Consider the following 24,409-nt stretch of genomic DNA (forward strand, 5'->3'; position numbering starts at 1 on the left):
CTCAAGCGGTCTTGCGCTTGCGGGCGGTGGACTTGGCGGCCTTCTTGGCCGTCTGCTTGCGCGGGGTCGATTTCTTGGCCGCCTTCTTCGCGGCCTTCTTGGCGGTCTTCTTCGCGGGCCTGCGGCCGCCCTCCCTGGCCTCGACGCTCTTCTGGAGGGCGTCCATGAGGTTGATGACCTTGGCCTCGGGGGCTTCCTTCTTGGCCTTGGACGGGGTCTTGCGCCCGCTGGCCTTGGCGTCGATGAGGGCGCGCAGGGCCTCCTGGTAGGAGTCGCTGTACTCCTCGGGGTCGAAGTCGCCGGTCATGGCGTCGATGAGGGTGGCGGCCATCTGGAGTTCCTGCTTGCGGGCCTCGCCGCCGAGGCCGGCGGTCTCGGGCTGGCGGATCTCGTCGGGCCACAGCATCATGTGGAGCACGAGCATGTCGTCGCGCGGGCGGAGCGCGGCGAGGCTCTCGCGGCGGCGGAGGGCGACCTTGACGATCGCGATCTTGCCGGATTCCTCGAGCGCTTCACGAAGCAGCACATAGGGTTTCGCGGCGGCCTTGCCGGGGTCGGCGTAGTAGGACCGCTCGTAGTGGATGGGGTCGATCTGGTCGGCGCTCACGAACTGGACCACGTCGATGGTCTTCGAGGTGCTGACGGGCAGGTCCTCGAGCTCCTCGTCGTCGAGGAGGACGACGTCGCCGCTCTCGTGGTCGACGCCCTTGACGATGTCCTCGGGCGGCACGACCTCGTCGTCGAGTTCGCAGATCTTCTGGTAGCGGATCCGGCCGCCGTCGGCCGCGTGGTACTGGTGCATCGCCACGTCGTGGTTCGACGTGGCGGATCGCAGGCTGACGGGAATGCTCACCAGCCCGAACGCGATGACCCCGGTCCAGATCGCAGGCATGTCCACAGCATGGCACCGAGAGTAATCAAGTAAATGCAATATGTGATCTTTGCTCGCTTGATAATGGCGGGGTGAGCATCGATCAAGCGCGTTGCGCCTGCTCAAGCGGGCCGCCCAGGCGTGGGCCCGACGGCGTCCACGGTTTTGCCCTCGTCCGGCCCGGGTATCTCCGGGCCATGGCACGGGGGCGCAAGCTGGACGAATACCGCAGAAAGCGGGACCTGAAGCGATCGGGCGAGCCCGCGGGCGGGCGCGGCAAGGGCGCGACCGACCGGTTCGTGATCCAGCGGCACGAGGCCTCGCGGCTGCACTACGACCTGCGACTCCAGGTCGGGGACGTGCTCGTCTCGTGGGCCGTGCCGAAGGGCCCGTCGCTCGACCCGCGCGACAAGCGGCTGGCCGTCCAGACCGAGGATCACCCGCTCGACTACCTCGTGTTCGAGGGCCGCATCCCCGCAGGCGAGTACGGCGCGGGCACGATGATCGTCTGGGACACCGGGACCTACGAGAACGTCACGGCCAAGCGCGGCCGGCCGATCGCGATGGCGGACGCCGTCGAGCACGGCCACGTCTCGTTCCGGCTCGAAGGCGAGAAGCTCAGCGGCGGCTTCGCGCTCTCGCGGATGGGCGAGGGCCGGAACTGGCTGCTCATCAAGAAGGACGACGAGGGCGCCGACCGCCGCCGCAAGCCCGCCAAGACCCAGCTCGCCTCGGTCCTGACCGGGCGCACCAACCGGGACCTGGCGTGAACGGCTTCCGGGAGCCCATGCTCGCCTCGCTCACCGAGCGCCGCTTCTCCAGCGGCGACTGGCTGTACGAGCGCAAGTTCGACGGCATGCGCGCCATCGCCGCGCGGGACGGCGGCCGCCCGGAGCTGTGGTCGCGCAACGGGAACCGCCTCGACGAGCGCTTCCCCGAACTCGTGGACGCGCTCGAGGAGCTGGGCGGGCCCCGGTTCACCGCGGACGGCGAGATCGTCGCGTTCGACGGCAGGGTGATGAGCTTCGCCCGCCTCCAGGCGCGGATCCACCTCACCGGCGCCGCGCGCATCGCCGCCACCGGCGTCGCCGTCTACTACTACCTGTTCGACCTCCTCTCCTACGACGGCCAGGACATGACCGGCCTGCCGCTGCGCGACCGCAAGCGGATCCTCCGGCGGGCCTTCGACTTCCGCGACCCGCTGCGGTACTCCGTGCACCGCAACAGCGACGGCGAGGCGTTCTACGAGCAGGCCTGCGAACGCGGCTGGGAGGGCCTGATCGCCAAGCGCGCGACCTCCCGGTACCACCCCGGCCGGTCCAAGGAATGGCTCAAGTTCAAATGCGTGCGCGACCAGGAGTTCGTCGTGGGCGGCTACACCGACCCGCAGGGCTCGCGCGCCGGCTTCGGCGCGCTCCTCGTCGGCTACTACGACCGCGGCCGGACGCTGCGGTACGCGGGCAAGGTCGGCACCGGCTACGACGAGCGCACCCTGCGGGACCTGCGCAGGCGCATGGACGGCCTCGCGCAGGACCAGAGCCCGTTCGCCGATCCGGTGCGCGAGAAGGGCGCCCACTGGGTGCGCCCGAAACTGGTGGCGCAGGTCGGCTTCAGCGAATGGACCCCGGACGGGATGCTCCGCCACCCCCGCTACCGGGGCGAGCGGATCGACAAGCCCGCCCAAGACGTCGTGAGGGAGACGAGCTGATGGCGCCGATGCTGCAGGTCGCGGGGCACGACATCGCCGTCTCGAGCCTCGACAAGGAACTGTTCCCCGACGACCACTTCATGAAGGGCGACATGCTGCTCCACTACAGCACCGTCGCCGACGCGATGGTCCCGCACCTGGCCGGACGCCCGCTCACGCTGCTGCGCTTCCCGCACGGGATCGGGACGGAGGGGTTCTTCCAGAAGCACCCCACGGGCCGCCTGCCCGAGTGGGTGCGCACGGTCGAGGTCCCGCACCGGCGCACCACGGGAACCGACCACTATGTGGTGGGCGACGACGCCGCGACGCTGCTGTTCCTGGCGAACCTCTCCGCCATCGAGTTCCACATCTGGACGGCCACGGTCGACGACATCGAGCGGCCCGACCGCCTTGTGGTCGACATCGACCCGCCCTCAGGCGTCCCGGTCGCGGTGCTCCGCTCGATCGCCCGGCGCGCCCGCGACCTGTTCACCGAGGTCGGCCTGACGCCGTACCTGCAGGCGACGGGCGGGCGCGGCTACCACGTGGTCGCGCCGCTCGACCGCACCGCCGACTTCCCGTTCGTGCGCGCGCTCGCCGGGGACCTCGCCGACCGGCTGGCGGCCGCCGACCCCGACATGCTCACGACGGCGCAGCGCAAGAACCGCCGCGGCGACCGGATCTTCCTGGACGTCAACCGGAACGGCCACGGCCAGACCTTCGTCGCGCCGTACTCGCTGCGCGCCCGCCCCGGCGCGGCCGTCGCGACCCCGCTCGAGTGGAACGAGCTCGGCCGCTCCACGCCCAACGGCTACAACACCACCGCGATCAGCCGCCGCCTCGCCCGCAAGACCGACCCGTGGGCGAACATGGACGAGCACGCCGCCACCCCGGCCGAGGTGCGGATTCGCCTGGACGCCTTGAACAACGACGCATAGCCGGGGCCGCCGCGAGTGCTTCGCGGCGGCCCGATCAGCCTCAGTGGAGGGGATGGTTCGACGCGTGCGGCGCGTCGGCGGAGCGGCGCGGCGTGAGCACTCCCGCCACGATCGCGGCCACCGCGGCCGAGGCCGCCGCCACGGTGAACCCGTCCGTGAAGCCGTCCAAGGTGTGTCCGATGAGGCTCGCGGCCGCGACGCTCGAGACGACCGCCGCGCCGATCGAGGCGCCGAACTCGTGGAACGTGCTCACGATCCCCGAGGCCACACCCGCCTCCTCGTGCGCGACCTGGCCGAGCGCGGTCGCCGACGCGACGACGAACAGGGCACCGGCACCGGCCCCTCCGGCCGCGACGCCCGCCGTCACCGCTGCCGCGTTGATCCACAAGGCGGGCACCGCGAGACCGGCTGCGGCGACCAGGAACCCGGCCACCGCGAGCGGGCGCCCGCCGAACCTGGCGAGGAGCCGCCCGGTCAGGTTGGCGCCCACCATGGTCGCCAGCGCGACGGGCAGGAACAGCAGCCCGGTCTGGAGCGCGCCGTAGCCGAGGGCGTGCTGGAAGTAGAAGGTGCCCAGGAAGAATCCGGCGATCATGAGCGCCGTCGCCATGAGGATGAGGAAGGCTCCGGTGGCGACCGGACGGCGGGCGAGCAGGGCGAGGTTCATCAGCGGCGAGCGAGCGGTGCGCTGCCACAGGACGAACAGGCCGTAGCCGACGGCGGCGGCGAGCAGCAGCCAGCCCGTTTCGGCTGTCAGCCAGCCGCTTTCGCCCGCGTTGATGAGCGCGTAGATGAGGACGGCCGTGGAGGCGGTCACGAGCAGGGCGCCGAGCACGTCGAGCCGGGCTCGCGCGGCCGCCGCGGTCCGGCGCGGCAGCATGGCCGCGAGCGCGGCGGCGATCGCGAGGCCGATCGGGACGTTCACGTAGAACACCCAGGACCAGCCGGGGCCGCTGGTGAGGAGGCCGCCGAGGAGCACGCCGAGGGCCGCGCCGCCGCCGCCGAGGGCGGACCAGATACCGAGGGCCTTGTGCCGTTCCGCGCCGTCGAAGAGCGTGACCACCAAGGAGAGTGCGGCGGGCGACATGAGCGCGGCGCCCACGCCTTGGGCGATGCGGCCGCCGACGAGGAGTTCGGCGGAGCCGGCGAGGCCGGCGGTGAGGGACGCGGCGGTGAAGAGCAGGAGGCCGGTGAGGACGACGCCCTTGGCGCCGACGAGGTCGGCGATGCGGCCGCCGAGGAGCATGAGGCCGCCGAAGGCGAGGGTGTAGGCGCTCACGGTCCAGGTCAGGGCTTCGCGGCTGAGGCCGAGGTCGGCTTCCATGTGCGGCAGCGCGATCGCCACGACGGTGACGTCGAGGATGAGCATGAGCTGGGCGACTCCGAGGAGTGCGAGGAGTTTCCAGCGCTGGGGGTGCGGGGCCGCGGGTGCGGCCGGTTCGTGGGTCTGGGTCTCGGTCATGATGCCCTCCGGGCATTAAGTCGTATGTTGGAGTACGAGTTATAACCGAGAGCTTAACTCGTATACTCCCGTACGAGATAAACTGGGGTCATGGCTTCTCAGACCCGCCCGCGCCGCCGCGCCGACGCCGAGCGCAGCATCGCCCGCATCGTGGCCGCCGCCCGCGCCTGCCTCAGCGAGAACCCCGACGCCACGATCGAGGCGATCGCGGCCGAGGCGGGGGTGGGGCGCATGACCCTCTACGGCCACTTCAAGACCCGGGCCGAACTCGTGGACGCGGCGCTCGCGGACGCACTCGAAGTGGGGGACGCGAAGCTGGCCGGGATCGATCTCTCCGGCGACCCGACGGAGGCGCTGGGCCGGCTCCTCGCCTCGAGTTGGGACCTCGTGGCCGAGTCGGCCGCGCTGCTCGAAGCGGCCCAGGGCCTGCTGCCCGCGGGCCGCCTCCGCGAACTCCACGCCTCGCCCGCGAAGCGGATGGAGGACCTCATCCGGCGGGGCCAGCGCGAGGGCGCGTTCCGCACCGACCTGCCGCTCCCGTGGCTGGTCAGTGCGGTGCATTACCTGCTGCACGGCGCGGCGGAGCAGTTGCGCGCGGGGAATCTGACCGAGGCGAACGTGGGCCGCGTGGCGACCGAGACCGTGCAGTCGGTGCTGCGCGGCCCCGCGACCTGAGCCGCGGGGCCGCGTGCGGTCTATCGGTTGGTGAGCCGCTCGAGGTGCTCGGGGTAGCGGTCGCCGAGGACGGTGATCCGGTCGGCGGCCGCGGTGATCTCGGCGAGGTCGGCCTCGGTCAGCTCGACCTCGGCCGCGCCCAGGTTCTCGGCCAGGCGCTCGGGCCGGCGGGTGCCGGGGATCGGGGCGATCCACGGGCGCCGCGCGAGCAGCCAGGCGAGGGCGATCTGCGCGGGCGTGGCGCCCTTGCGCTGCGCGATCGCCTCGAGCAGGTCGACGACGGCCTGGTTCGCTTCGCGCGCTTCGGCGGCGAAGCGCGGGATGGTGCCCCGGATGTCGCCCTCGCCGAACTCGGTGTCCGCGTTGATCTTCCCGGTGAGGAAGCCTTTGCCCAAGGGGCTGTAGGGCACCAGGCCGATGCCGAGCTCCTCGAGGGTGTCGAGCACGCCCTCCTCCGGGCGGCGCCACCACAGCGAGTACTCGTTCTGCAGGGCGGCCACGGGCTGCACGGCGTGCGCGCGGCGGATCGTCTCGGGCGCGGCCTCGGAGAGTCCGAAGTGCTTGACCTTGCCTTCGGCGATGAGGTCCTTGACCGCTCCGGCGACCTCCTCGATGGGGACGTGCGGGTCGACACGGTGCTGGTAGTACAGGTCGATGCGGTCGGTGCGCAGCCGCTGCAGCGAGCCTTCGACGACCTCGCGGAGGTGCTCGGGGCGGCTGTCGAGCGCCGTGAGCCCGCCCGGGGCTCCGGTGTTGAGGCCGATGTCGAAGCCGAACTTCGTGGCGATCACGACCTGGTCGCGCACGGGCGCGAGCGCTTCGCCCACGAGTTCTTCGTTGACGTACGGGCCGTAGACCTCGGCGGTGTCGAAGAAGGTCACGCCCTGGTCGACGGCGGAGCGGATCAGGTCGATGTACTCGGCCCGGCTGCCGCTGGGGCCGTAGGACTGGCTCATGCCCATGCAGCCCAGGCCGATCGCCGAGACCGTGAGGCCGTTGCCGAGTTGGCGGCGTTCCATGTGCTTCCTCCTGAGTGGTCGGTGTGTTCAGTGCGCGGGCGTGCGCCCGTACTGCTGGTCGGTGACGGCTTCGGCCCAGGTGACGTCGTCGCCCTCCCACATCGCGAGGTGGGCCATGAACTGGTCGCCGACCGCGCCGTGCCAGTGCTCCTCGTCCGGTGGCGTCCACACGGTGTCGCCTTGGCGCGCTTCGATGATCCGGCCGTCGCGGGTGCCGACGAGCGCGATGCCCGAGACGATGTGGAGGGTCTGGCCGAGGCGGTGGCGGTGCCAGTGCGTGCGGGCGCCGGGGGTGAACCGGACGAGGCTCGCGCGCAGACGCGAGGGCGCGGCGCCGGCGCAGATCGGGCTGATGTAGACCGAGCCGGTGAACCAGTCGGCCGGGCCGGTGGCGGTGGGCTGCTGCTCGATGAGTTCCATGGTCTCGGCTCCTTCACATCCGGATCATGACCTTGAGGGCCTCGCGGGCGTCCATGGCCGCGTATCCGGCCGGGACCTCGTCGATGCCGATGGTGCGGTCGAAGACCTTGCCGGGGTCGACGCTGCCGTCGAGGACGGCCGGGAGCAGTTGCTCGATGTAGCCGCGCACGGGCGCGGGTCCGCCGGTCAGGGTCAGGTTGCGGCCGAAGAACGGCCAGCCGATCTGGGCGTCCGCGTACTGCGGCACGCCGACGCGGGAGACCGTGCCGCCGTCGCGGACGATCCCGAGGGACTGCTCGTAGGCGGGCAGGTGGCCCACGGCCTCGAGGACCTTGCGGACCCCGCGGCCGCCGGTCAGCTCGCGGACCTTGGCGATGCCTTCGTCGCCGCGTTCGGCGACCACGTCGGTGGCGCCGTACTCGCGCCCGAGGTCGGTGCGGGCCTTGTGGCGTCCCATGAGGATGATCTGCTCGGCACCGAGCTGCTTGGCGGCGAGCACGGCCATGAGCCCGACAGCGCCGTCGCCGACGACGGCGACCGTGTCGCCCTCGCCCACGCGGGCGGTGCGGGCGGCGTGCCAGCCGGTGCCGTACACGTCCGAGAGCGTGAGCAGCGAGGCCAGGTGCGCGGAGTCCTCGCCGATCCCGGGCACGGCCACGAGCGTGCCGTCGGCCTGCGGGACGCGGACCGCTTCGGCCTGGCCGCCTTGGGTGCCGATGCCGGGGTCGTTCCAGAAGCCGCCGTGCAGGCACGAGGTATGCAGGCCCTCGCGGCAGAACTCACACGTGCCGTCCGAGACCGCGAAGGGAGCGATCACGAAGTCGCCCTTGCGGATCGAGCTCACCTCGGAGCCGGTGTCCTCGACGACGCCGACGAACTCGTGGCCCATCGTGGTGCCTTCGGGCGTGGCCGGGAGCGAGTGGTACGGGTGCAGGTCGGACCCGCAGATGCACGAGCGAACGACCCGCACGATCGCGTCGGTGGGTGCTTTGAGGACGGGATCGGGGACCTCCTCGACGCGGACGTCCCCTGCGGCGTACATGAATGCGGCCTTCATCGTTGCGCTGTCCTTCCTGGTGGATCGGTCGGTCTCGACGCTAATCGCGATCCGGCCGCCCCGGGAGGGACTGGCGTTACCCCCATGGGCCTCACGTTCGGCGAGTCGTGATTCCATCCGTGTCGGCGGGCGCGTCCGTGGCGGCGAGGCTGCCCAGCAGGGCGAGGCGCTCGGCGCTGGGCGACCCGGCCTCGGCGGTGTAGGCCGTCATGCGCAGCTCGGGGCTCGCGGGGAGCTCCATGGTCTCGTACGTCAGCTCGAGGTCGCCCACGTCCGGGTGGTGGAGGCGCTTCAACCCGCTGCGGTGGAAGCGCACGTCGTGCGCGGCCCAGCGGACGCGGAAGTCCTCGGAGCGGGTCACGAGCTCGCCGATGTGGTCGGTGAGGGACTTGTCGTGCGGGTACTGACCGGCGATCGACCGCATCGAGGCCACGATCTGGTCGGCGACCAGCGTCCACTCGGGCCAGAACGTGCGGGCCGCCGGGTCCAGGAACAGGAACCGGCCGGTGTTGCCGCGCGCCGCGGCGCTCTCGAGCACCGGCTTGTACAGGGCCCGGCCGAGGGCGTTGGCCGCGACGATGTCGCCGGCGCGGTTCTGGACGGTGACGGCCGCGCCCGTGACGGCGTCGATGAACTGCTGCAGCCCGGGGCGGACCTTCGCTTCGGCGGACTGCTCGCGGCGCTTGCGGGCGCCGGGCCCGGCGGCGTGGGCGAGGTCGTGGAGGTAGGCGGTCTCGGCCTCGTCCAACTGCAGCGCCCGCGCGAGGGCGTCCAGCACCTCCGGGGAGACGCCGCGCAGGTCGCCTCTCTCCATGCGCACGTAGTAGTCCACGCTCACCCCGGCCAGGAACGCGACCTCTTCACGGCGCAGCCCCGGCACGCGGCGGCGGCCCGATCCGAAGATCCCGGCCTTGTCCGGGGTGACCCTGTCGCGCCGTGACCTGAGGAATTCCGCTGCGTCCTGCCGTCGATCCATGCGGTCCACGGTACGTCCGGGACGGGGCCCGAAAGGGGTACTGGTATTACCAGGGAACCGTCGTTGCGGCGAAAGCGGCGGCGGAGCGGGATGGAGCAGGATCGGCTGGTGCGCCGCCGTCCGCACGGCCGCCGGGAACGCGGGTACCCGTAGCGGGGTTTTCGGGGTGGCCGGGCCCGTCACGGGTCGCGGTCGAGGAACGGCATCACGACGGCCGCGAGCGGACCCGCGGCGGTGTAGGTGGCGTCGTGAGGGCTGCCGGGGACGACCGCGAGCTCGCCGTGCCGCAGCAGGCGGGCGGCCCGTTCGGCCCACTCGCTGGAGGAGACGGCTTCATGCTCGCCGCGGGTGACCAGGGTGGGCGCCTCGACCGCGGGCAGCTTCTCCTCGATCGGGTCGCGGAGCGCCGCACGGAAAGTGCGCACCGCCCGGACGAGCCCGGCGTCGGCGAGGTCGCGCATGAGGATCGGGAACTGGCCGGGATCCTCACGGTGGAGGCCCCGCAGCCAGCGCAGCGCCTGGCGCGGCATGCTGCGCGCCTCCGGATCCATGGTGGGGCCCGCCAGGACCAGTCTGCGGACGAGTTCGGGGTGGCGGGCGGCGAGGTCGACGGCGATCTGGGTGCCGAAGGAGTTGCCGAGGAGGTCGGCGGGCGCGTTGCCGCTGGCCTTGAGCCATTCGGCGAGCCGTTCGGCGAGCGCGGGGACGTCGAGGATCGCGTCCGGGTGCTCACTGAGTCCGAACCCGGGCAGGTCGACCGCGCGGACGGGGTACCGCGCGGCGAGGAGCGCGCCGACCGGCATGAGGTAGCGGTGCGAGACCGCCAGGCCGTGCACGAGCACGACCGGGGTGACCCCGATCGGCGCGTCGCGCGATTCGCGCGAGTGGACCTGGAGTCCGCGGACGTTGGTCCAGCGGCTCGTGAAGCGCGCGTCGGGCTCGGGCGCGCGGGCCGCCAGCGCGTGCTTCGCGCGCATGGCCTGCCAATCCCATGGTCCTCGCAAGCTCGTCTCCTTCGCTCGGCGGCAGCGGCCCGCGATTACCCTCCGACCAGGGCGCTGAAACCGGCCGCGGGCGGGGCCCGTCCGCGGTCGGTCGGCGCGGCTCAGGTCGTGACGCCGCGGGTGCCCCGCGAGAACACGAGGCCGAGTCCGACCATCGCGACGCCGAGGATCAGGTGGAGCCAGTTGTCGGCCTCGTTGAACGGCACGAAGTTCGCCGTCGAGTCGAGGTCGACCAGCAGGCCGTAGATCCAGAGCACGAGGTAGATCGCGCCGCCCACGAGCAGGAACGCGACCGAGCCGCCCGCGGTGCGGGCCATGACGAGGCCGACGACCCCGAACAGCAGGTGCACGATGTTGTGCAGCACGGACACCCCGAAGACGCCCAGGAGCATCGCGTCCGAATGATGGCCCGCGAACGTCATGGTGTCGAAATCGGTCGTGATGCCCGGGATGAACCCGAGGATTCCGACGAGCAGGAAGACGAGGGCGATCGCCATCGTCACGGTCTGCACGGGCGTGCGCGTGCGGGGCATTGATGATTGAGACATTTCGGGCCTCCCTTTCCGGTGGCCGGAAGGAAATACCCGTTCAGCGCTCTTTCCAAGCCCCGACGCCTGGCACGGGCCCGCGCCCTGCTCCGAAGGGGACGCGGGCGCGCCTCGGTTTCGGTCGTTCGGGCACGATCACCGCAGGCGCGCCCGCCGCGACCGAACCCGACACTCGGCTCGGACGGGCTCCCGCCTTCACACTCGCGACGCGGCGCGGCGGTGGAGGCGGCGGTGGGTCGAGGGCGTGGTGTCGAGGTGCTCGAGGAAGGCCGTGCGCAGCGTCTCGGTGGAGCCGAATCCGCAGCGCCGCGCGACCGCGGCCAGGGGCAGCTCGCTCGTCTCGAGCAGCCGGGCGGCGGCCTCGGTGCGGACCATGCGCACGTACCGGCCCGGGGTCGTGCCCACGTGGGCCGCGAACAGCCGCGCGAGCTGCCGGGCGCTCACCCCGGCCCGGGCGGCGAGGGCCGCCGTGGAGAGGTCCGCGCCCGGATGCGCGACCGCGTGCGCGGCGAGGTCGCGCACGATCCGGTGCTCGGGCGGCGGCGCGGCGAGGAACGTGCTGATCTGCGCCTGGTTGCTGGGGCGCTGCAGGTAGGTCACCAGGCGGCGGGCCGCCTCCCTCGCGAGCGAGGCCCCTTCGTCCTCTTCCACGAACGCCAGCGCGAGGTCGAGCGCGCTGGTGACGCCGGCGGCGGTCGCGATGCGGCCGTCGCGGATGAACAGCGGCCCCGCGTCCACTTCGACCAGCGGGTACTGGGCGGCGAGCAGGTCCGCGTAGGCCCAGTGGGTCGTGGCGCGGCGCCCGTTCAGCAGCCCGGCCGCGGCGAGGACCGTCGCGCCGGTGCACACCGAGGCGACGCGGCGGCTCAGGTGGGCCAGGCGCCGGACCTGGGCGGTGAGCCGCGGGTCGGCGGCGGCGGCCTCGTGGGTCCGGCCGCCCGCGACGAGAATCGTGTCGAGCGGGCCGCGAACCTGGTCGAGCCGGAGGTCGGCGAGGAGCCGCAGCCCGGACTGGCAGCGGATCTCGCCGCCGTCGGCGCCGGCGAGTTCGATCGTGTAGCCGCGCTCGGCGCCGAGCCGGTTCGCGGCGTCGAACACGTCTGCGGGCGAGGCGATGTCGAGCATTTCGGCTCCGGGGTAGCCGACGATGACCATGCGCCGCGGTTCGAGCATGAGGGCGAGGCTAGCAGGGCGGGTCGGTTCGACGCGGTTCGCAGGTTTTCGGACATCGAGGCGCTGCGATCGCTCGGGCCGCTGGAGGCTCGTGGGCATGACGACGAATCCGCAAGCGGCGCAGGTGCAGACGATCGCGTTCGTGCTGTATCCCGGGATCACGGCCCTGGACCTGGTGGGGCCCTTGCAGGTCCTCGCCGGCTTGGCGCAGGCGTCGCCGGGGTTCGAGGTCGCGGTGGTGGCGGAGCGGCTGGGGCCCATGCCGACCGACACGCCCCTGGCCGTGGCCGCGGACCGCACGTTCGAGGAGGCGCCTCATCCGTTCGCGCTCGTGGTGCCGGGCGGGGACGCGCCGGCGCTGCGGGCGATGGGCGACCCGCGCCTGCTCGACTACCTGCGCGGGGCCGCCGAAGGCGCCGAGATCGTCGCGTCGGTGTGCACCGGTTCGCTGCTGCTGGCGGCGGCCGGACTCTTGGAGGGCCGCCGCGCCACGACGCACTGGACGTACCGGCACCTGCTCGGCGTCTTCGGCGCGATCCCGGTGGCCGCCAGATGGGTCGAGGACGGCCCGGTCGTCACCGCGGCGGGCGTCTCCGCCGGGATCGACATGGCGTTCCATCTCGCGGCCCGTCTCGCCGGGGCCCCGACCGCGCGGCTCCTCCAGTACGCGCTCGAATACGATCCCCAACCGCCGCAAGGGGGTCTGGACTGGGACGACGCCCCCGGGGACGTGTTCGCGCCGTTCGTCGACCGGTACGTGCGCGAGGCCTGGTCTGCTCGTCCTGAGTGGATCGAACGCCTCGACGCGCGCCGGTGACGCGCCGCAGGACGCACGCGCTCCTGGCGGGGCTGTGGGTCTCGCAGTGGCTGGCCCCGAGCTTTCTCGGCATGGGCGGGCTGACGACCATCCTCTACCGGGAAGGCGTCCCGCTCGAACGGCTCGGCGCCCTCCAGGCGCTCACCCTCATCGGCTTGGCGCGCCTCGCGTGGGCGCCGCTGATGGACCGCTTCGGGGTCCGCCGCCTCGGCCACTACCGGTCGTGGCTGCTCGTCGCGCAGCCCGCGATGGTGCTGCTCGTGGCGGCGCTGGTCCCGCTCGACCCGGTGGACGACCTCGCCGCGGTCGCCGCGCTGGTGGTGGCGATCTGGGTGGTCATGGGCGTGCAGGACGTCGCGACCGATGCCTTGTCGGTCAGGCTGCTCGACGCGGCCGATCGCGGGATCGCCAACGGCGTGCAGACCGCCGCCGGGTTCCTCGGCACGCTCGTCGGCGCCGGCGCGGTGCTGCTCGTCTTCGACCGGTGGGGGTGGACGCCCGCGCTGGTCTGCCTCGCGGCGGCGACCCTCTTGCCGCTCATGCAGATCCTCCGGTTCCGGGAACCGCCCGCGGAGGCCCGCGACCGGGCCGGGTTCGGTTCGCTCGCCACTCTGCTGCGGCAGCCCGGGACGGCCCGGTGGGCGCTGGTGCTGCTGCCGTTGATGTGGGCGGGCATCGGCGGCTACTTCGCGGTACTCACCCCGATGCTCGTGGACCTCGGCTGGTCGCTGACCCGCATCTCCCTCACGGTGACCGTCCTCGGCAGCCTCGCCGCGATCGCGGGCGGGATCGCCGCCGGCCGCGTCACCGCCCGGGTCGGGCGGGCCCGCAGCCTGACGCTGTTCGGGACCGCGCAGCTCCTCGCCGCTGCGGGGCTCCTCCCGGTCGCGTTCGGCAGCGGTGGCCACATGTTCGTTGCGGCCGTGGTGATCGCGATCCACCTGGCCTACGCCGCGGCGGTCACCACGGCGTCCACCGTGTGCATGGACCTCTCCCGGCCCGCGAGCGCCGGGAGCGACTACACCGCGCTGACCACGATCGGCACCGGCGTCTCCCTCGCCACGGGCGCAGCGGCCACCGCCGCGGCCGGGGCCTTCGGGTACCCGGTCGTCCTGGGCGGCTCGGTCCTGCTCCTCGCCGTCGGCGTCGCCGCGGCTCGCACGGCGCCTATTCGCGACCGTGCGGATGAGCGCCGGGACTAAACGCGACAAAGCATTCCCGAACCCTCCAACGCGGACGGCGCCTGTCAGATGAACGACAGGTCGCAAGGCGTGCGGCGTGCCAGCCAGTGGGACGGTGGTTGCCCGGTGCGGCGGGCGTGCCTATTATTCCTACTATTCTGATCAAGTTAATCGAAGTAATAGAGAATGAGAGCCATGAGCGCCATCCCCTTGCCCCCCAAGAACGTCAAGCGCCGCAGCGTGATCGCCGCCGCCGGCGCCGTCCTCGCCGCCGCACCGGTGCTCGCCGCGTGCGGCGAGGACGATGCCGCCGGCGCCGAGGACACGGCCAGCGGGACCATCCGCCTCGGCTACTTCGGCAACGTCACCCACGCGCCCGCCCTCGTCGGCCTCCAGGCGGAGGTCTTCAAGCAGACGCTGCCCGCCGAGGTGACCATCGAGGAGACCGTGTTCAACGCCGGCCCCTCGGCCATCGAGGCGCTGTTCAACGGCGCCATCGACATCTCGTACATCGGCCCGAACCCGGCGATCAACGGCTGGGCGCAGTCCGGCGGCCAGGCGCTCCACATCATCGCGGGCTCCACCTCCGGCGGCGCGGGCCTCGTGGTCAAGCCCGAGATCGCGACCGTGGAAGACCTGCGCGGCAAGGCCCTCGCCACGCCGCAGCTCGGCAACACCCAGGACGTCGCGGCCCGCTACTGGCTCAAGGAGCAGGGCTTCGCGACCGACGAGAACGGCGGCGGCGACGTCGCCGTGACCCCGATCGAGAACTCCGAGGTGGCCGCCGCGTTCGACGACGGCACCGTCCAGGCCGCGTGGGCCGTCGAGCCGCGCTACTCGGACCTCCTGCTCAAGCACGGCGCGGTCGAGTTCCTCAACGAACGCGAGCTGTGGGACGGCGGCGAGTTCGTCACCACGCACGTGATCGTCTCCAAGAAGTTCCTCGACGAGAAGCCCGCGCTCGTCAAGGCGTTCCTCGAAGGCCACCTCGCCGCCCTCGACTACATCGCCGCCAATCCCGAAGAGGCGCAGACCGTCTCGAACGACCGCATCGAGTCCCTGACCGACAAGCGCCTGGACGACGCCGTCATCGCCGCGGCCTTCGCGAACCTGAGCTTCACCGCGGACCCGATCGCGGCCTCGCTCGACGGCAGCAAAGAGCACGCCGTCGAGGTCGGCCTCCTCGAGGACGTGGACCTTAAGGGCATCTACAAGCTCGACCCGCTCAACGAGGTGCTGTCCGCGCGCGGCGACGCCGAGGTCTCGGCGGGTGACCTCGCATGAGCCCCGCCCGCACGGCGCCGCCCCACGGCACCGCCGAGCGGGCCGCCGACGAGGCCCAGGGCTCCGGCGCCGTGGTGCTGACCGACGTGGTCAAGCGCTACGGCCGGGGCCCCGGGGCCGTCACGGCCCTCGACGGCGTGTCCCTCAGCGTCCGGCCGGGCAGCTTCGTCTGCCTGCTCGGCGCCTCCGGCTGCGGCAAGAGCACGCTGCTCTCGCTCGTCGCCGGGCTCGACGACCTCACGGCCGGATCGATCACGAACGTCGACCGCCCGGTGGCCATGATGTTCCAGGAGTCGGCGCTGTTCCCGTGGCTCACCGTCACGGGCAACATCGAGATCGCACTGCGGGTGAGAGGCGTCGGTCGGGCTGAACGACGCCGCAAGGCCGCGGAGCTGCTGGAGACCGTGCGTCTCACCGGGTTCGCGCACAAGCGCCCCCACGAGCTGTCCGGCGGCATGCGCCAGCGCGTGGCGCTCGCGCGGGCCCTCGCGCAGGACGCCTCGGTGCTGCTCATGGACGAGCCGTTCGGGGCGCTCGACGCGATGACCCGCGACCTCCTCCACGACGAGCTGGAGCGGATCTGGCGCGAGCGGGAGCTGACGGTCCTGTTCGTCACCCACAACGTGCGCGAGGCGGTGCGCCTGGGCGACCAGGTGGTGCTGCTCAGTTCACGGCCGGGCCGGGTGCTCAACACGTACGACGTGGGGCTCGAGCGGCCGCGCCGCATCGACTCGGCGCCGGTCGCCGAGCTCGCGGCCGAGATCACCGACGCGCTGCGGGAAGAGGTGGCCCGCCATGCCGGCTGAAGTCTTGGGCGCCAAAGAGAAGGACGATTCGCGCCAGACGGTCTCCGGGCTGGACGAGCTGGAGCGCGTGCCGGTCTCCGACACCCGGTGGGGCCGGTTCGGCTCGCGCCTGTGGGCCGGGACGTGGCCGAAGGTGCTCGCGCTGGTCCTCGTCATCGGAGCGTGGCAGGCGCTGTTCGTGAGCGGCTGGAAGGACCCGTGGGTGCTCCCGTCGCCGCTGACGGTGTGGGAGGACCTGTCGTCCTATATGGCCACACCGGATTACTGGCAGGCCATCGGGATCACGCTGCAGCGCGCGGTGACCGGGTTCGCCCTGTCGGTGGCGGTCGGCTCGGCGCTGGGCATCGCGGTGGCGCGGTTCAAGCCGCTGCGCGCGGCGATCGGGTCGCTCATCACGGGGCTGCAGACGATGCCGTCGATCATCTGGTTCCCGCTGGCCATCCTGCTGTTCCAGATCTCGGAGTCCACGATCATGTTCGTGGTCGTGCTCGGGGCGGTGCCCTCGATCGCGAACGGGATCATCTCCGGCATCGACTACGTGCCGCCGGCCTGGAAGCGGGTCGGCGCGGTCCTGGGCATGCGCGGCCTGACCTTGTACCGGCACGTGATCCTGCCCGCGACGCTGCCGTCGTTCGTCTCCGGCCTCAAGCAGGGCTGGGCGTTCGCGTGGCGGTCGCTCATGGCGGGCGAGCTGCTGGTGATCGTGGCCGGGCAGGGCTCGATCGGCGCACTCATGCAGGGCGCCAGGGAGTTCAGCGACTCCGCGCGGGTGCTCACCTGGATCATCACGGTCCTGGTGATCGGCATCCTCGTGGACGCGCTGTTCCGCGCCGCCGACAACCGCATCCGCGAATCCTGGGGCCTCAACCAGGACCGCTGACGACGTCGCTTCCCTTCGCCGCGCGCCGGTTCCGGCGCGCGGCGCCGTTCTACCCACTCCGAGAGGAACCACCTTGCGACTCACCCGACGCTCCCTCGCCGCTCTCGGCGCGGCCGCCACCGCTGCGCTCATCGCACCCGCTGCGGCCCAAGCGGATCCGGCCGCGAACCGGGGCCACTGGCACCTGGCCGCGCGGGACGACTTCCGGCACGGCCTGCGGCACTGGACCGCCGAACTCGAGAACGGCGGCACCGTGGAAGCCGAGCGCGGCAAGCTGATCGTGGACGTCCCGGCCGGGGCCACGATCTGGTACCGCCACCTGCTCGAAGGCCCTTCCGCGGTCGAGTACACGGCCGTCCCGATCAGCGCGGGCGGCCCGAACGACCGCGTCTCGGACCTCAACACCTTCTGGGGCGCAAGGGATGTCCGCTCCCCCGACGACCTCTTCGCCACGATCCGCGGCGGCGCGCTCGCCGAATACGACTACCTGAAGACCTACTACGTGGGCTTCGGCGGCAACTACAACACCACCACCCGCTTCCGCCGCTACGTGGGCGAGCCGGGCAACCGGCCGCTCATCTACGACCGCACCGAACCGCTGCTCACCGCGAACGAACCCCACCGCGTCCGCCAGATCGTCGACGGGCAGCGCGTGCAGTACTGGATCAACGGCTCGCTCCTGTTCGACTACACCGACCCCGAGCCTTACACGGACGGCTGGTTCGCCCTCCGCACCACCTGGAGCCACCTGGAGATCAGCGACTTCAAGGTGTGGAAGCGCCGCCCGTCCTGATCGGTTTCAAATACAGGTTGACATCTGGATACCGGCTTGTATTCTTGGTTTCGTGCATAGGGAAACCCGCCCGACCAGGCTCACCCGCAAGGAGAGCCAGGTGGAGACGCGACGACGCCTCGTCGAGGCCGCGATCGAGCTGTTCGCGCAGTCCGGCGTGGCCGCGACCTCGCTGAACGCCGTCGCCGAGCACGCCGGCTTCAGCCGGGGCGCCGTGCACGGCAACTACTCGAGCAAGGACGAACTGGCGGCGGCCGTGGCCGAATCGGTGGTCGGCGAACTCGGCCCGCAGCTCCGGGAATGCCTCCAGGCCGAGGCCCCGAGCGGGACGCGGCTCGCGGCGTACCTCCGCGCCTTCCTCGAGTACTGCTCGGCGCATCCGGACGCCACCCGCGCGCTCATCGCGGTGGTCGAGTACTTCGGGCGGCAGCAGCCGCAGTACTACGGCGACCGCGCCGCCGCCTCCGTCGCCGACCTCGTCGCCCTCTTCGAGGAAGGCCAGCGAGCCGGCGAGATGCGCGCCTTCGACGCGCCGACGATGGCGTTCGCGGTGCGCACGGTCCTCGACAACACGGCGATGCGCTTGTCCGCCACGCCGAACGATGCGGGCGAGGTGACCGCGGAGATCGTCGCGCTGTTCACCGCCGCCACCCGCAGCGAAGGAGCACCGGCATGAGCCGCACCTACCGCGCGACCGTCCGCGGCCGCTTCGAGAACCTCACCGCCGCGCAGCGGGAGCGGCTCCGCGCCGAGCAGAGCGAGCACGACATGTTCGCCGCCCGCTTCGCCCCCGAGGGCGTGTTCCTCTACGGCCCCGAACTGGTCGGGTACCAGTTCCGGTACCTGCTGAGCATCGAGGATGGCAGCCCAGAGGACGCCGACTTGCTCGCCCGCCTGGAAGCCGAAGATCGGGCCGAGGCCGGCATCGGGGAGCGCGGCTTCGAGGGCCGCATCACGGACACGAGCCTGGTCTGTTTGGAGGACATGAAGATCCGCGGCAAACGAGGCTGACCGAGAAGGCACGTCCGGGCCGACGGCCGCTTCACCCGCGCCGCGTTCATGCACCAGGCCGTCCACAGTGATGAGTGAATCGGGCGCGGCCCGGTCGTCTCCGGCTGAGGTCCGCAAGGGCGCGTGGGGAAACCGGCCGTACGATGCCCGGATGGTCGTGCTCGAGACTCCCCGCCTGACACTCCGCCGCTGGCGGGAGGAGGACGTCGCGCCGATGGCCGCCGTCAACGCCGATCCCGAGGTCATGCGCTGGATCCGCGACGGCAGCGTGCGCGACGAGCGGCAGACCCGCGACGGCATCGCGGCCTGGGAACACGACTGGGAGACCGACGGCTTCGGCCTGTTCGCCTTGGAGATCCGCGCGACCGGGCGGCTCGCCGGGTTCACCGGCCTCGCCGTCCCCCGCTTCCTGCCGGAGGTGCTGCCCGCCGTCGAGATCGGGTGGCGGCTCGGCCGCGACCACTGGGGGCAGGGCCTGGCCACCGAGTCCGCGCAAGCCGTGGCCGCGTTCGGGTTCGAGGATCGAGGTCTCGAGCGGATCGTCAGCATCGCTCAAGTGGGCAACGCCGCCTCCGAACGCATCATGGTCAAACTCGGCATGCGCCTGGAGCGCGAGACCGTCAGCCCCGGCACCGGTCGGCGGGTGCGGGTCTTCGAGCTGTCTGCGGACGAGTACGCCGCCGCCTGACCAGGGCGGGGCCGGGCCCCGCCCTCATCCCGGATCAGGCGACACCGGGTCGGTCGCCGACCCAGCGTGCCAAGGCCGCCCGGAGACCGTCCGCGTCATCGGCTTCGCCGGCCCAGGCGGCATGGCCGTCGGGGCGGATCAGGACGCCCGCCGGGACCGCGCACTCGCCTTGGCCGGGAAGCGGCCAGTGCTCCGACACCGATGCGGCCAAAGCGAAGACGACCTGGTCGAGCCAGCCTTTCGCGGTGGCCTCCAACGCGTCGGCGTCTCGGAGCGCGAGCAGCACCGGACGGCCCGAGCCGAGCAGCTCGCCGATCCGCGTCACTCCGCCGGGGGCGCGCAGCTCCGCGTCCGGCACGCGGCGGCCGGCCAGGGGGTGGTCGCAGCCGGTCTCGTAGCGCTGGTCGAGCCCGGTGATCATGAGGCCGAGGCGGTGGCGCACGTCGTCGGTGCCGAGCAGGTCGCCCATGACGTCCCGGAGGGCGTCGGCGTGGGCGCCGGGGCGCATGAGCTGGGTCTGGGCGCGGGTGTTGTGCAGGAGCCGCTCGCCGACCGGACGCCGTTCGCCCCCATAGGTGTCGAGCAGGCCGGCGGGGGCGTCGCCGCGCACGGACGCGGCGAGCTTCCAGCCCAGGTTGACCGCGTCCTGGACGCCGGTGTTGAGGCCTTGTCCTCCTGCGGGGTAATGAATGTGGGCGGCATCCCCGGCAAGGAGGACGCGGCCGTCGCGGTAGCGGTCGGCCAGGCGGGCCGCGTCGCCGTAGTGCGAGAACCAGATCGGGTCGTGCATCCCGAAGTCGGTCCCGGCCACTTCCGTGAAGCTGCGGCGGAAGTCCTCGAAGGTCGGTTCGGCGCCGCGTTCGTGGACGCGGTCGTGGCGCTGCACGATGAGTCGCCAAGAGCCGGGCTGCAACTGGATCACCGAGTAGTCGCCGGGGCCGCGCCGCGCGCCGAAGAACATGTCCTCCGGCGGGTCGGCGAGCTGGACGTCCGCGAGCATGCCGAGCACGGTGGACTCGGTGCCGGAGAAGCCGATCCCAGCGAGCTTGCGGACGGACGAGCGGCCGCCGTCGCAGCCGACGAGGTAGGCCGCGCGGACGCGGCGCGGGTGCTCGCCGCCCAGTTCGACCTCGACGCCGGTCCCGTCCTGGGCGAGCCCGACCACGGGCGATCCCCAGTGGACGGCAGCGCCGGCGTCGCGGGCGCGGGCGTCGAGTTCGCGTTCGATCTCGGACTGGACGAGGCCGAGCATGTAGGGGAAGCGGGTCGGGAAGTCGCCGAAGTCCATGCGGAGCCCGCCGAAGTGGCCGGCCTGCATGACGCGGCCGCGCTCCAGGAGGGGCGCGAGCAGGCCGCGCTGGTCGAGCAGTTCCATCGTGCGGGCGTGGATGCCGCCCGCGCGGGACTCGCCGCTGCGCCCGGGCAGGGCGTCGACCAGGGTCACGTCGATCCCGGCGAGGCGGAGCTCGAGGGCGAGCATGAGGCCGGTGGGGCCGGCTCCGGCGATGACGACGTCGGTGGTCTGGGTGGAAGCCATCACGCACTCCTTAACGTTGTTAAATCTAACATCGTTAAGGCTAGATCGAACCCTGTTAAGGTGTCAAGCGGCCCCCGATTGGAGACGGATGTGAAGCTCACCGCTCAGCTCATCGCCGAGACCGCGCTCGACCTGCTCGACGAGGTCGGGCTCGACGGCCTGACCATGCGCGCGCTCGCCGGCCGGCTCGATGTGAAGGCCCCCGCGCTCTACTGGCACGTCAAGAACAAGCGCGAACTGCTCGACACCATGGCCGAGCACGTCTTCGCCGAGGCGGTGGAGGGCCTGGAGGCGCCCCGCCGCGGCACCACCTGGGAGGAGTGGCTGGCCGCCCTCGTCGGGCGGCTGCGCGGCGCGATGCTGCGCCGCCGCGACGGCGCGAAGGTGCTGGCGGGGACCTTCGTCAGCAACGACTCCCTGTGGCGCACCATGGAGCTGACCCTGCGCATGATGATCGACGCCGGGTTCGACGACCGGAGCGCCATACGCGCCGCCACGATCCTGATGCACTACACGATCGGCTACGTCATCGAGGAGCAGTCGCGCATGGGCGCCGACTACGCCTCCAATCCCTATGTGGACGGCCGGTTGGACGAGGCCGTCGATGCGGACCGGTTCCCGCTCACCGCCGCCGCGTCGGCCGAACTCGCGGCCGCCGATGCCGACGGGGAGTTCGACCACGGCATCGCAGTCATCCTCGCGGGGATTCGCGCTTCGACGTCTGGGCCGGGTCCGCGACACTCGGGCTCCGGTCGGGCCGCGGGGTGACGAGCCGGCGTTCCACCGGAGCGCCCGGCTCCGCGATGCCCTTGCACAGCAACTTGACCGCCGTTTCGGCGACGCCGACCGGTTCGGATTCGGGCGCCGAGTACGAGAGCAGATGGAGGCGCGCGAGTTCAGCGGAGCGCGCCGATCCGCCGGGATGCCGAGCGCGGATCGCATTCCGGGCCCGAGGGTGACCGACACGACGGGTGGCGTGCTTCGCCGGGGCGGCCCCGGCTGGATACCGTTCAAGCATGGACGCAATCCGGGACGAGCACGGCATCGGCGGGATGGAGGGCGCGGCGCCCGACGCGGGGATGGTCGCGTTCGCGCGCCGGATGCGGGAGGACTTCGCCCGGTTCCTGATGGAGTACCAGTTCGCCGCGGACGAGGTGCTCACGAAGGTGACGATCCTCCGCAGGGAATTCCTCCACCTGCACAACTACAACCCCATCGAGCACGTCGCCTCGCGGATCAAGACGCCCGAGAGCATCCTCGACAAGGTCGCGCGCCGCGGCCTGGAGCCCTCGCTGGAGTCGATCCGCGAGCACATCACGGACATCGCCGGCATCCGCATCACCTGCAGCTTCATCGCGGACACGTACCGCGTCCTCAAGACCCTCACCTCCCAGCACGACGTGCGGGTGCTCACGGTCAAGGACTACATCGAGAACCCGAAGCCGAACGGGTACAAGAGCCTGCACGCGATCATCGAAGTGCCGGTGTTCCTGTCGACCGGGCCCGTCCCGGTGGTCGTCGAGGTCCAGATCCGCACGATCGCGATGGACTTCTGGGCGAGCCTGGAGCACAAGATCTTCTACAAGTACGACGGCGCCGTCCCCGCGCACCTCGCCGAGGAGCTGAGCGCGGCCGCGGCGGCGGCCGAGCAGCTCGACCGGCGCATGGAGCAGTTGCACGCGGAGGTGCACGGCCCGGCCGGGGCCGCCGCGCACGAGGCCCCGAGCGGCGGGCTCGACGAGGCGCTCCTGCAGCGGCTCTGGGAGCTCTCGCAGCAGCACGCCGACTGAGGGCCCGGGCCGCCACCGGGTTCGGAGGTTGGCACGCTGCGACCACATTGATCTATTTACATGCCTCATCTTGCGTGGCTATGCTGATCCGAGGATTCGTACGTTTCGGGATCCTGATCGAACGTTTCGAAGCCGCTGCGGCTGTGATCGATAACAGCTTCGGTACCCGCGGCAGAAGCGTACGGCTGCAAGAGAAAGGCACCCCCAGTGAAACCATCCACCCTTCGGGCGCGGATCGTGGTGTTCGCCGCCGCGTTCGTGGTCGCGGTGGCGGCGGCCGCGTTCGCCGCCGTCGCGGATCCGGCGCCTCACCCGGCACAGGCGCAGTCCCTGCCCAGCACGTTCCATTGGAACTCGACCGGGCCGCTCATCGGGCCCAAACCGGACGGCTCCCACAATCCGCAGGGGATCAAGGACCCCACCGTCGTCTACTACGGCGGCGAGTACCACGTGTTCGCCAGCACCGCGAGCTCCGCGGCCGGCTACAACCTCATGTACACGCACTTCAGCGATTGGTCGCAGGCGGGCTCGGCCCCGCACTACTACCTCGACCGGTCCGGGATCGGCGCCGGCTACCGCGCCGCTCCTGAGGTGTTCTACTATGCGCCGCAACGCCTCTGGTACCTCGTCTACCAGGACGGCAACGCCGCCTACTCCACCAACCCGGACATCTCGAACCCGGCCGGATGGACCGCGCCGAAGCACTTCTACGGCTCGATGCCCCAGATCATCAAGAACAACATCGGCAACGGCTACTGGGTCGACATGTGGGTCATCTGTGACACCGCCAACTGCCACCTGTTCTCCTCGGACGACAACGGGCACCTCTACCGGTCGCAGACCTCCGTGGCGAACTTCCCGAACGGCATGAGCGAACCCGTGATCGTCATGCAGGACTCCAACAAGTACGCGCTGTGGGAGGCCAGCAACGTCTACAAGGTGGACGGTTCAAACCAGTACCTGCTCATCATCGAGGCGATCGGCTCGAACGGCCGCTACTTCCGGTCGTGGACCTCGAGCAGCATCGCCGGGCCCTGGAGCGCGCTCGCGGCCAGCGAGAGCAACCCCTTCGCGGGCAAGGCGAACGTGTCCTTCCCGTCCGGTTCGTGGACCAACGACGTCAGCCACGGGGAGATGGTCCGCACGGTCGTGGACCAGTCGCTGACGGTGCCGTCGTGCGACATGCGGTACCTCTACCAGGGCCGCGACCCGAACTCCGGCGGCGACTACAACGGACTCCCTTGGCGGCTCGGCCTGCTGACCCAGACCAACGCGACCTGCGATCCGGGCTCCACGACGCCGCCGACCACCACTCCCCCGCCGACCGAGCGCTCCGGGCAGTTGCGCGGCACCGCTTCCGGCCGCTGCGTGGACGTGCCGAACCAGTCGACCACCGACGGCACGCAGGTGCAGATCTACGACTGCTGGACCGGCGCGAACCAGCGGTGGACGTACACCACCGCCGGTGAACTCTCGGTCTACTCGGGAACGACGCGGAAGTGCCTGGACGCCTCGGGAGGCGGGACCGCGAACGGGACGGCCGCCATCATCTGGTCGTGCCACGGCGGCACCAACCAGAAATGGAACCTGAACGCGAACGGGACGATCACCAACCGCCAGTCCGGCCTGTGCCTGGACGTGTCCGGTGCGGCGACCGCCAACGGCTCCAAGGTCCAGCTCTGGTCCTGCCACGGCGGCACCAACCAGCAGTGGACCCTCGCCTAGCCACCTGAAGTCGAGCGTGCGGGGGCCCCCCGCGGGGGGCCGGCGGGGCCCCGGGCCACCCGAGGGG

At 71.6% G+C, this 24,409-nt stretch carries 26 protein-coding genes and 1 pseudogene; 17 read left to right on the top strand and 10 right to left on the bottom strand.

The annotated features are described in order from the left end of the window. Position 1 precedes the first annotated feature (1 nt). Positions 2-892, bottom strand: coding sequence for a non-homologous end joining protein Ku (ku, locus tag O2L01_RS03440; RefSeq protein WP_270120407.1), 891 nt, complete (start codon positions 890-892; stop codon positions 2-4). Between the two features lie 176 nt (positions 893-1,068). On the opposite strand from ku, the gene O2L01_RS03445 reads away from it, so the two are divergent. The 3 genes from O2L01_RS03445 to ligD (O2L01_RS03455) are packed head-to-tail and all read left to right on the top strand — an operon-like array spanning position 1,069 to position 3,496. After that, complete coding sequence (locus tag O2L01_RS03445) at positions 1,069-1,641, top strand: DNA polymerase ligase N-terminal domain-containing protein (RefSeq protein ID WP_270120408.1); 573 nt, start codon at positions 1,069-1,071, stop codon at positions 1,639-1,641. A 17-nt stretch (positions 1,642-1,658) separates the two neighbouring features. After that, positions 1,659-2,579: a non-homologous end-joining DNA ligase gene (gene ligD, locus O2L01_RS03450; RefSeq protein ID WP_344468989.1), complete on the top strand. Its 921-nt coding sequence runs from the start codon at positions 1,659-1,661 to the stop codon at positions 2,577-2,579. Then, entirely contained in the window at positions 2,579-3,496 is a 918-nt protein-coding gene (gene ligD / locus O2L01_RS03455; RefSeq protein ID WP_270120410.1) for a non-homologous end-joining DNA ligase, read from the top strand. Before ligD (O2L01_RS03450) ends, ligD (O2L01_RS03455) begins: the two co-directional genes overlap by 1 nt. A 40-nt stretch (positions 3,497-3,536) precedes the next feature. Here ligD (O2L01_RS03455) and O2L01_RS03460 read toward each other — a convergent pair whose 3' ends face one another. Further along, positions 3,537-4,958 carry an MFS transporter gene (locus O2L01_RS03460; protein WP_270120411.1) on the bottom strand — a complete coding sequence of 474 codons (1,422 nt, stop codon included), beginning with the start codon at positions 4,956-4,958 and terminating at the stop codon, positions 3,537-3,539. 90 nt (positions 4,959-5,048) lie between these two features. Between O2L01_RS03460 and O2L01_RS03465 the strand changes: the two genes are divergently transcribed. After that, entirely contained in the window at positions 5,049-5,633 is a 585-nt protein-coding gene (locus O2L01_RS03465; RefSeq protein WP_270120413.1) for a TetR/AcrR family transcriptional regulator, read from the top strand. A gap of 20 nt (positions 5,634-5,653) precedes the next feature. Here the strand turns inward: O2L01_RS03465 and O2L01_RS03470 are convergent, their stop codons facing one another. From O2L01_RS03470 to O2L01_RS03500, 7 genes are all read right to left on the bottom strand, one after another. Continuing rightward, positions 5,654-6,652, bottom strand: a complete 999-nt coding sequence (locus O2L01_RS03470) for an aldo/keto reductase (RefSeq protein ID WP_270120414.1) — start codon at positions 6,650-6,652, stop codon at positions 5,654-5,656. A gap of 27 nt (positions 6,653-6,679) precedes the next feature. After that, entirely contained in the window at positions 6,680-7,072 is a 393-nt protein-coding gene (locus O2L01_RS03475; protein ID WP_270120416.1) for a (R)-mandelonitrile lyase, read from the bottom strand. A gap of 13 nt (positions 7,073-7,085) precedes the next feature. Beyond that, the gene (locus O2L01_RS03480) at positions 7,086-8,129 is read right to left on the bottom strand and encodes a zinc-dependent alcohol dehydrogenase family protein (protein WP_270120418.1); all 1,044 of its coding nucleotides are present in this window, start codon (positions 8,127-8,129) and stop codon (positions 7,086-7,088) included. A 91-nt stretch (positions 8,130-8,220) separates the two neighbouring features. Beyond that, complete coding sequence (locus O2L01_RS03485) at positions 8,221-9,105, bottom strand: helix-turn-helix domain-containing protein (RefSeq protein WP_270120419.1); 885 nt, start codon at positions 9,103-9,105, stop codon at positions 8,221-8,223. Positions 9,106-9,284: 179 nt separating this feature from the next. Continuing rightward, complete coding sequence (locus tag O2L01_RS03490) at positions 9,285-10,109, bottom strand: alpha/beta fold hydrolase (protein ID WP_270120420.1); 825 nt, start codon at positions 10,107-10,109, stop codon at positions 9,285-9,287. Between the two features lie 101 nt (positions 10,110-10,210). After that, a complete protein-coding gene (locus tag O2L01_RS03495) occupies positions 10,211-10,657 on the bottom strand; it encodes a DUF4383 domain-containing protein (protein WP_270120421.1) in 447 nt (148 codons plus the stop codon). 195 nt (positions 10,658-10,852) lie between these two features. Continuing rightward, entirely contained in the window at positions 10,853-11,830 is a 978-nt protein-coding gene (locus O2L01_RS03500) for a GlxA family transcriptional regulator (protein WP_270120423.1), read from the bottom strand. Positions 11,831-11,927: 97 nt separating this feature from the next. On the opposite strand from O2L01_RS03500, the gene O2L01_RS03505 reads away from it, so the two are divergent. The 9 genes from O2L01_RS03505 (at position 11,928) to O2L01_RS03545 (ending at position 19,290) form a co-directional block, all read left to right on the top strand. Continuing rightward, positions 11,928-12,647: a DJ-1/PfpI family protein gene (locus O2L01_RS03505; protein ID WP_270120424.1), complete on the top strand. Its 720-nt coding sequence runs from the start codon at positions 11,928-11,930 to the stop codon at positions 12,645-12,647. Further along, positions 12,644-13,849 (top strand): MFS transporter, encoded by a 1,206-nt coding sequence (locus O2L01_RS03510; RefSeq protein WP_270120425.1) that lies wholly within the window; start codon positions 12,644-12,646, stop codon positions 13,847-13,849. Before O2L01_RS03505 ends, O2L01_RS03510 begins: the two co-directional genes overlap by 4 nt. 174 nt (positions 13,850-14,023) lie before the next feature. Next, entirely contained in the window at positions 14,024-15,112 is a 1,089-nt protein-coding gene (locus tag O2L01_RS03515; RefSeq protein ID WP_270120427.1) for an ABC transporter substrate-binding protein, read from the top strand. Further along, entirely contained in the window at positions 15,109-15,918 is an 810-nt protein-coding gene (locus O2L01_RS03520; protein WP_270120428.1) for an ABC transporter ATP-binding protein, read from the top strand. Before O2L01_RS03515 ends, O2L01_RS03520 begins: the two co-directional genes overlap by 4 nt. After that, on the top strand, positions 15,908-16,798 hold the full coding sequence (locus O2L01_RS03525; protein ID WP_270120429.1) for an ABC transporter permease: 891 nt from the start codon (positions 15,908-15,910) through the stop codon (positions 16,796-16,798). The genes O2L01_RS03520 and O2L01_RS03525 overlap by 11 nt, the downstream gene beginning before the upstream one ends. Positions 16,799-16,871: 73 nt before the next feature. Further along, positions 16,872-17,591: a DUF6250 domain-containing protein gene (locus tag O2L01_RS03530; RefSeq protein WP_270120430.1), complete on the top strand. Its 720-nt coding sequence runs from the start codon at positions 16,872-16,874 to the stop codon at positions 17,589-17,591. A 100-nt stretch (positions 17,592-17,691) separates the two neighbouring features. Continuing rightward, a complete protein-coding gene (locus O2L01_RS03535; RefSeq protein WP_270120431.1) occupies positions 17,692-18,267 on the top strand; it encodes a TetR/AcrR family transcriptional regulator in 576 nt (191 codons plus the stop codon). Continuing rightward, a complete protein-coding gene (locus O2L01_RS03540) occupies positions 18,264-18,602 on the top strand; it encodes a DUF6204 family protein (protein WP_270120432.1) in 339 nt (112 codons plus the stop codon). The genes O2L01_RS03535 and O2L01_RS03540 overlap by 4 nt, the downstream gene beginning before the upstream one ends. 151 nt (positions 18,603-18,753) lie before the next feature. Then, the gene (locus tag O2L01_RS03545; protein WP_270120433.1) at positions 18,754-19,290 is read left to right on the top strand and encodes a GNAT family N-acetyltransferase; all 537 of its coding nucleotides are present in this window, start codon (positions 18,754-18,756) and stop codon (positions 19,288-19,290) included. 34 nt (positions 19,291-19,324) lie between these two features. Here O2L01_RS03545 and O2L01_RS03550 read toward each other — a convergent pair whose 3' ends face one another. Then, a complete protein-coding gene (locus O2L01_RS03550) occupies positions 19,325-20,827 on the bottom strand; it encodes an FAD-dependent monooxygenase (protein ID WP_270120434.1) in 1,503 nt (500 codons plus the stop codon). A 90-nt stretch (positions 20,828-20,917) separates the two neighbouring features. Here O2L01_RS03550 and O2L01_RS03555 point away from each other — a divergent pair, with 90 nt between their 5' ends. The 4 genes and pseudogenes from O2L01_RS03555 to O2L01_RS25625 all read left to right on the top strand — a co-directional run bounded on the left by O2L01_RS03555 (position 20,918) and on the right by O2L01_RS25625 (position 24,342). Continuing rightward, positions 20,918-21,595, top strand: coding sequence for a TetR/AcrR family transcriptional regulator C-terminal domain-containing protein (locus O2L01_RS03555; protein WP_270120435.1), 678 nt, complete (start codon positions 20,918-20,920; stop codon positions 21,593-21,595). A 248-nt stretch (positions 21,596-21,843) separates the two neighbouring features. Next, positions 21,844-22,617, top strand: coding sequence for a GTP pyrophosphokinase (locus O2L01_RS03560; RefSeq protein WP_270120436.1), 774 nt, complete (start codon positions 21,844-21,846; stop codon positions 22,615-22,617). A gap of 321 nt (positions 22,618-22,938) precedes the next feature. After that, positions 22,939-23,898 (top strand): annotated as a pseudogene (locus O2L01_RS25620) (non-reducing end alpha-L-arabinofuranosidase family hydrolase); the annotation flags it as partial. 60 nt (positions 23,899-23,958) lie between these two features. Further along, entirely contained in the window at positions 23,959-24,342 is a 384-nt protein-coding gene (locus O2L01_RS25625) for an RICIN domain-containing protein (protein ID WP_374727693.1), read from the top strand. The last annotated feature ends 67 nt before the right edge of the window (positions 24,343-24,409 follow it).

The organism is Glycomyces lechevalierae (assembly GCF_027622945.1).
Taxonomy (GTDB): Bacteria; Actinomycetota; Actinomycetes; order Mycobacteriales; family Micromonosporaceae; genus Glycomyces; species Glycomyces rutgersensis.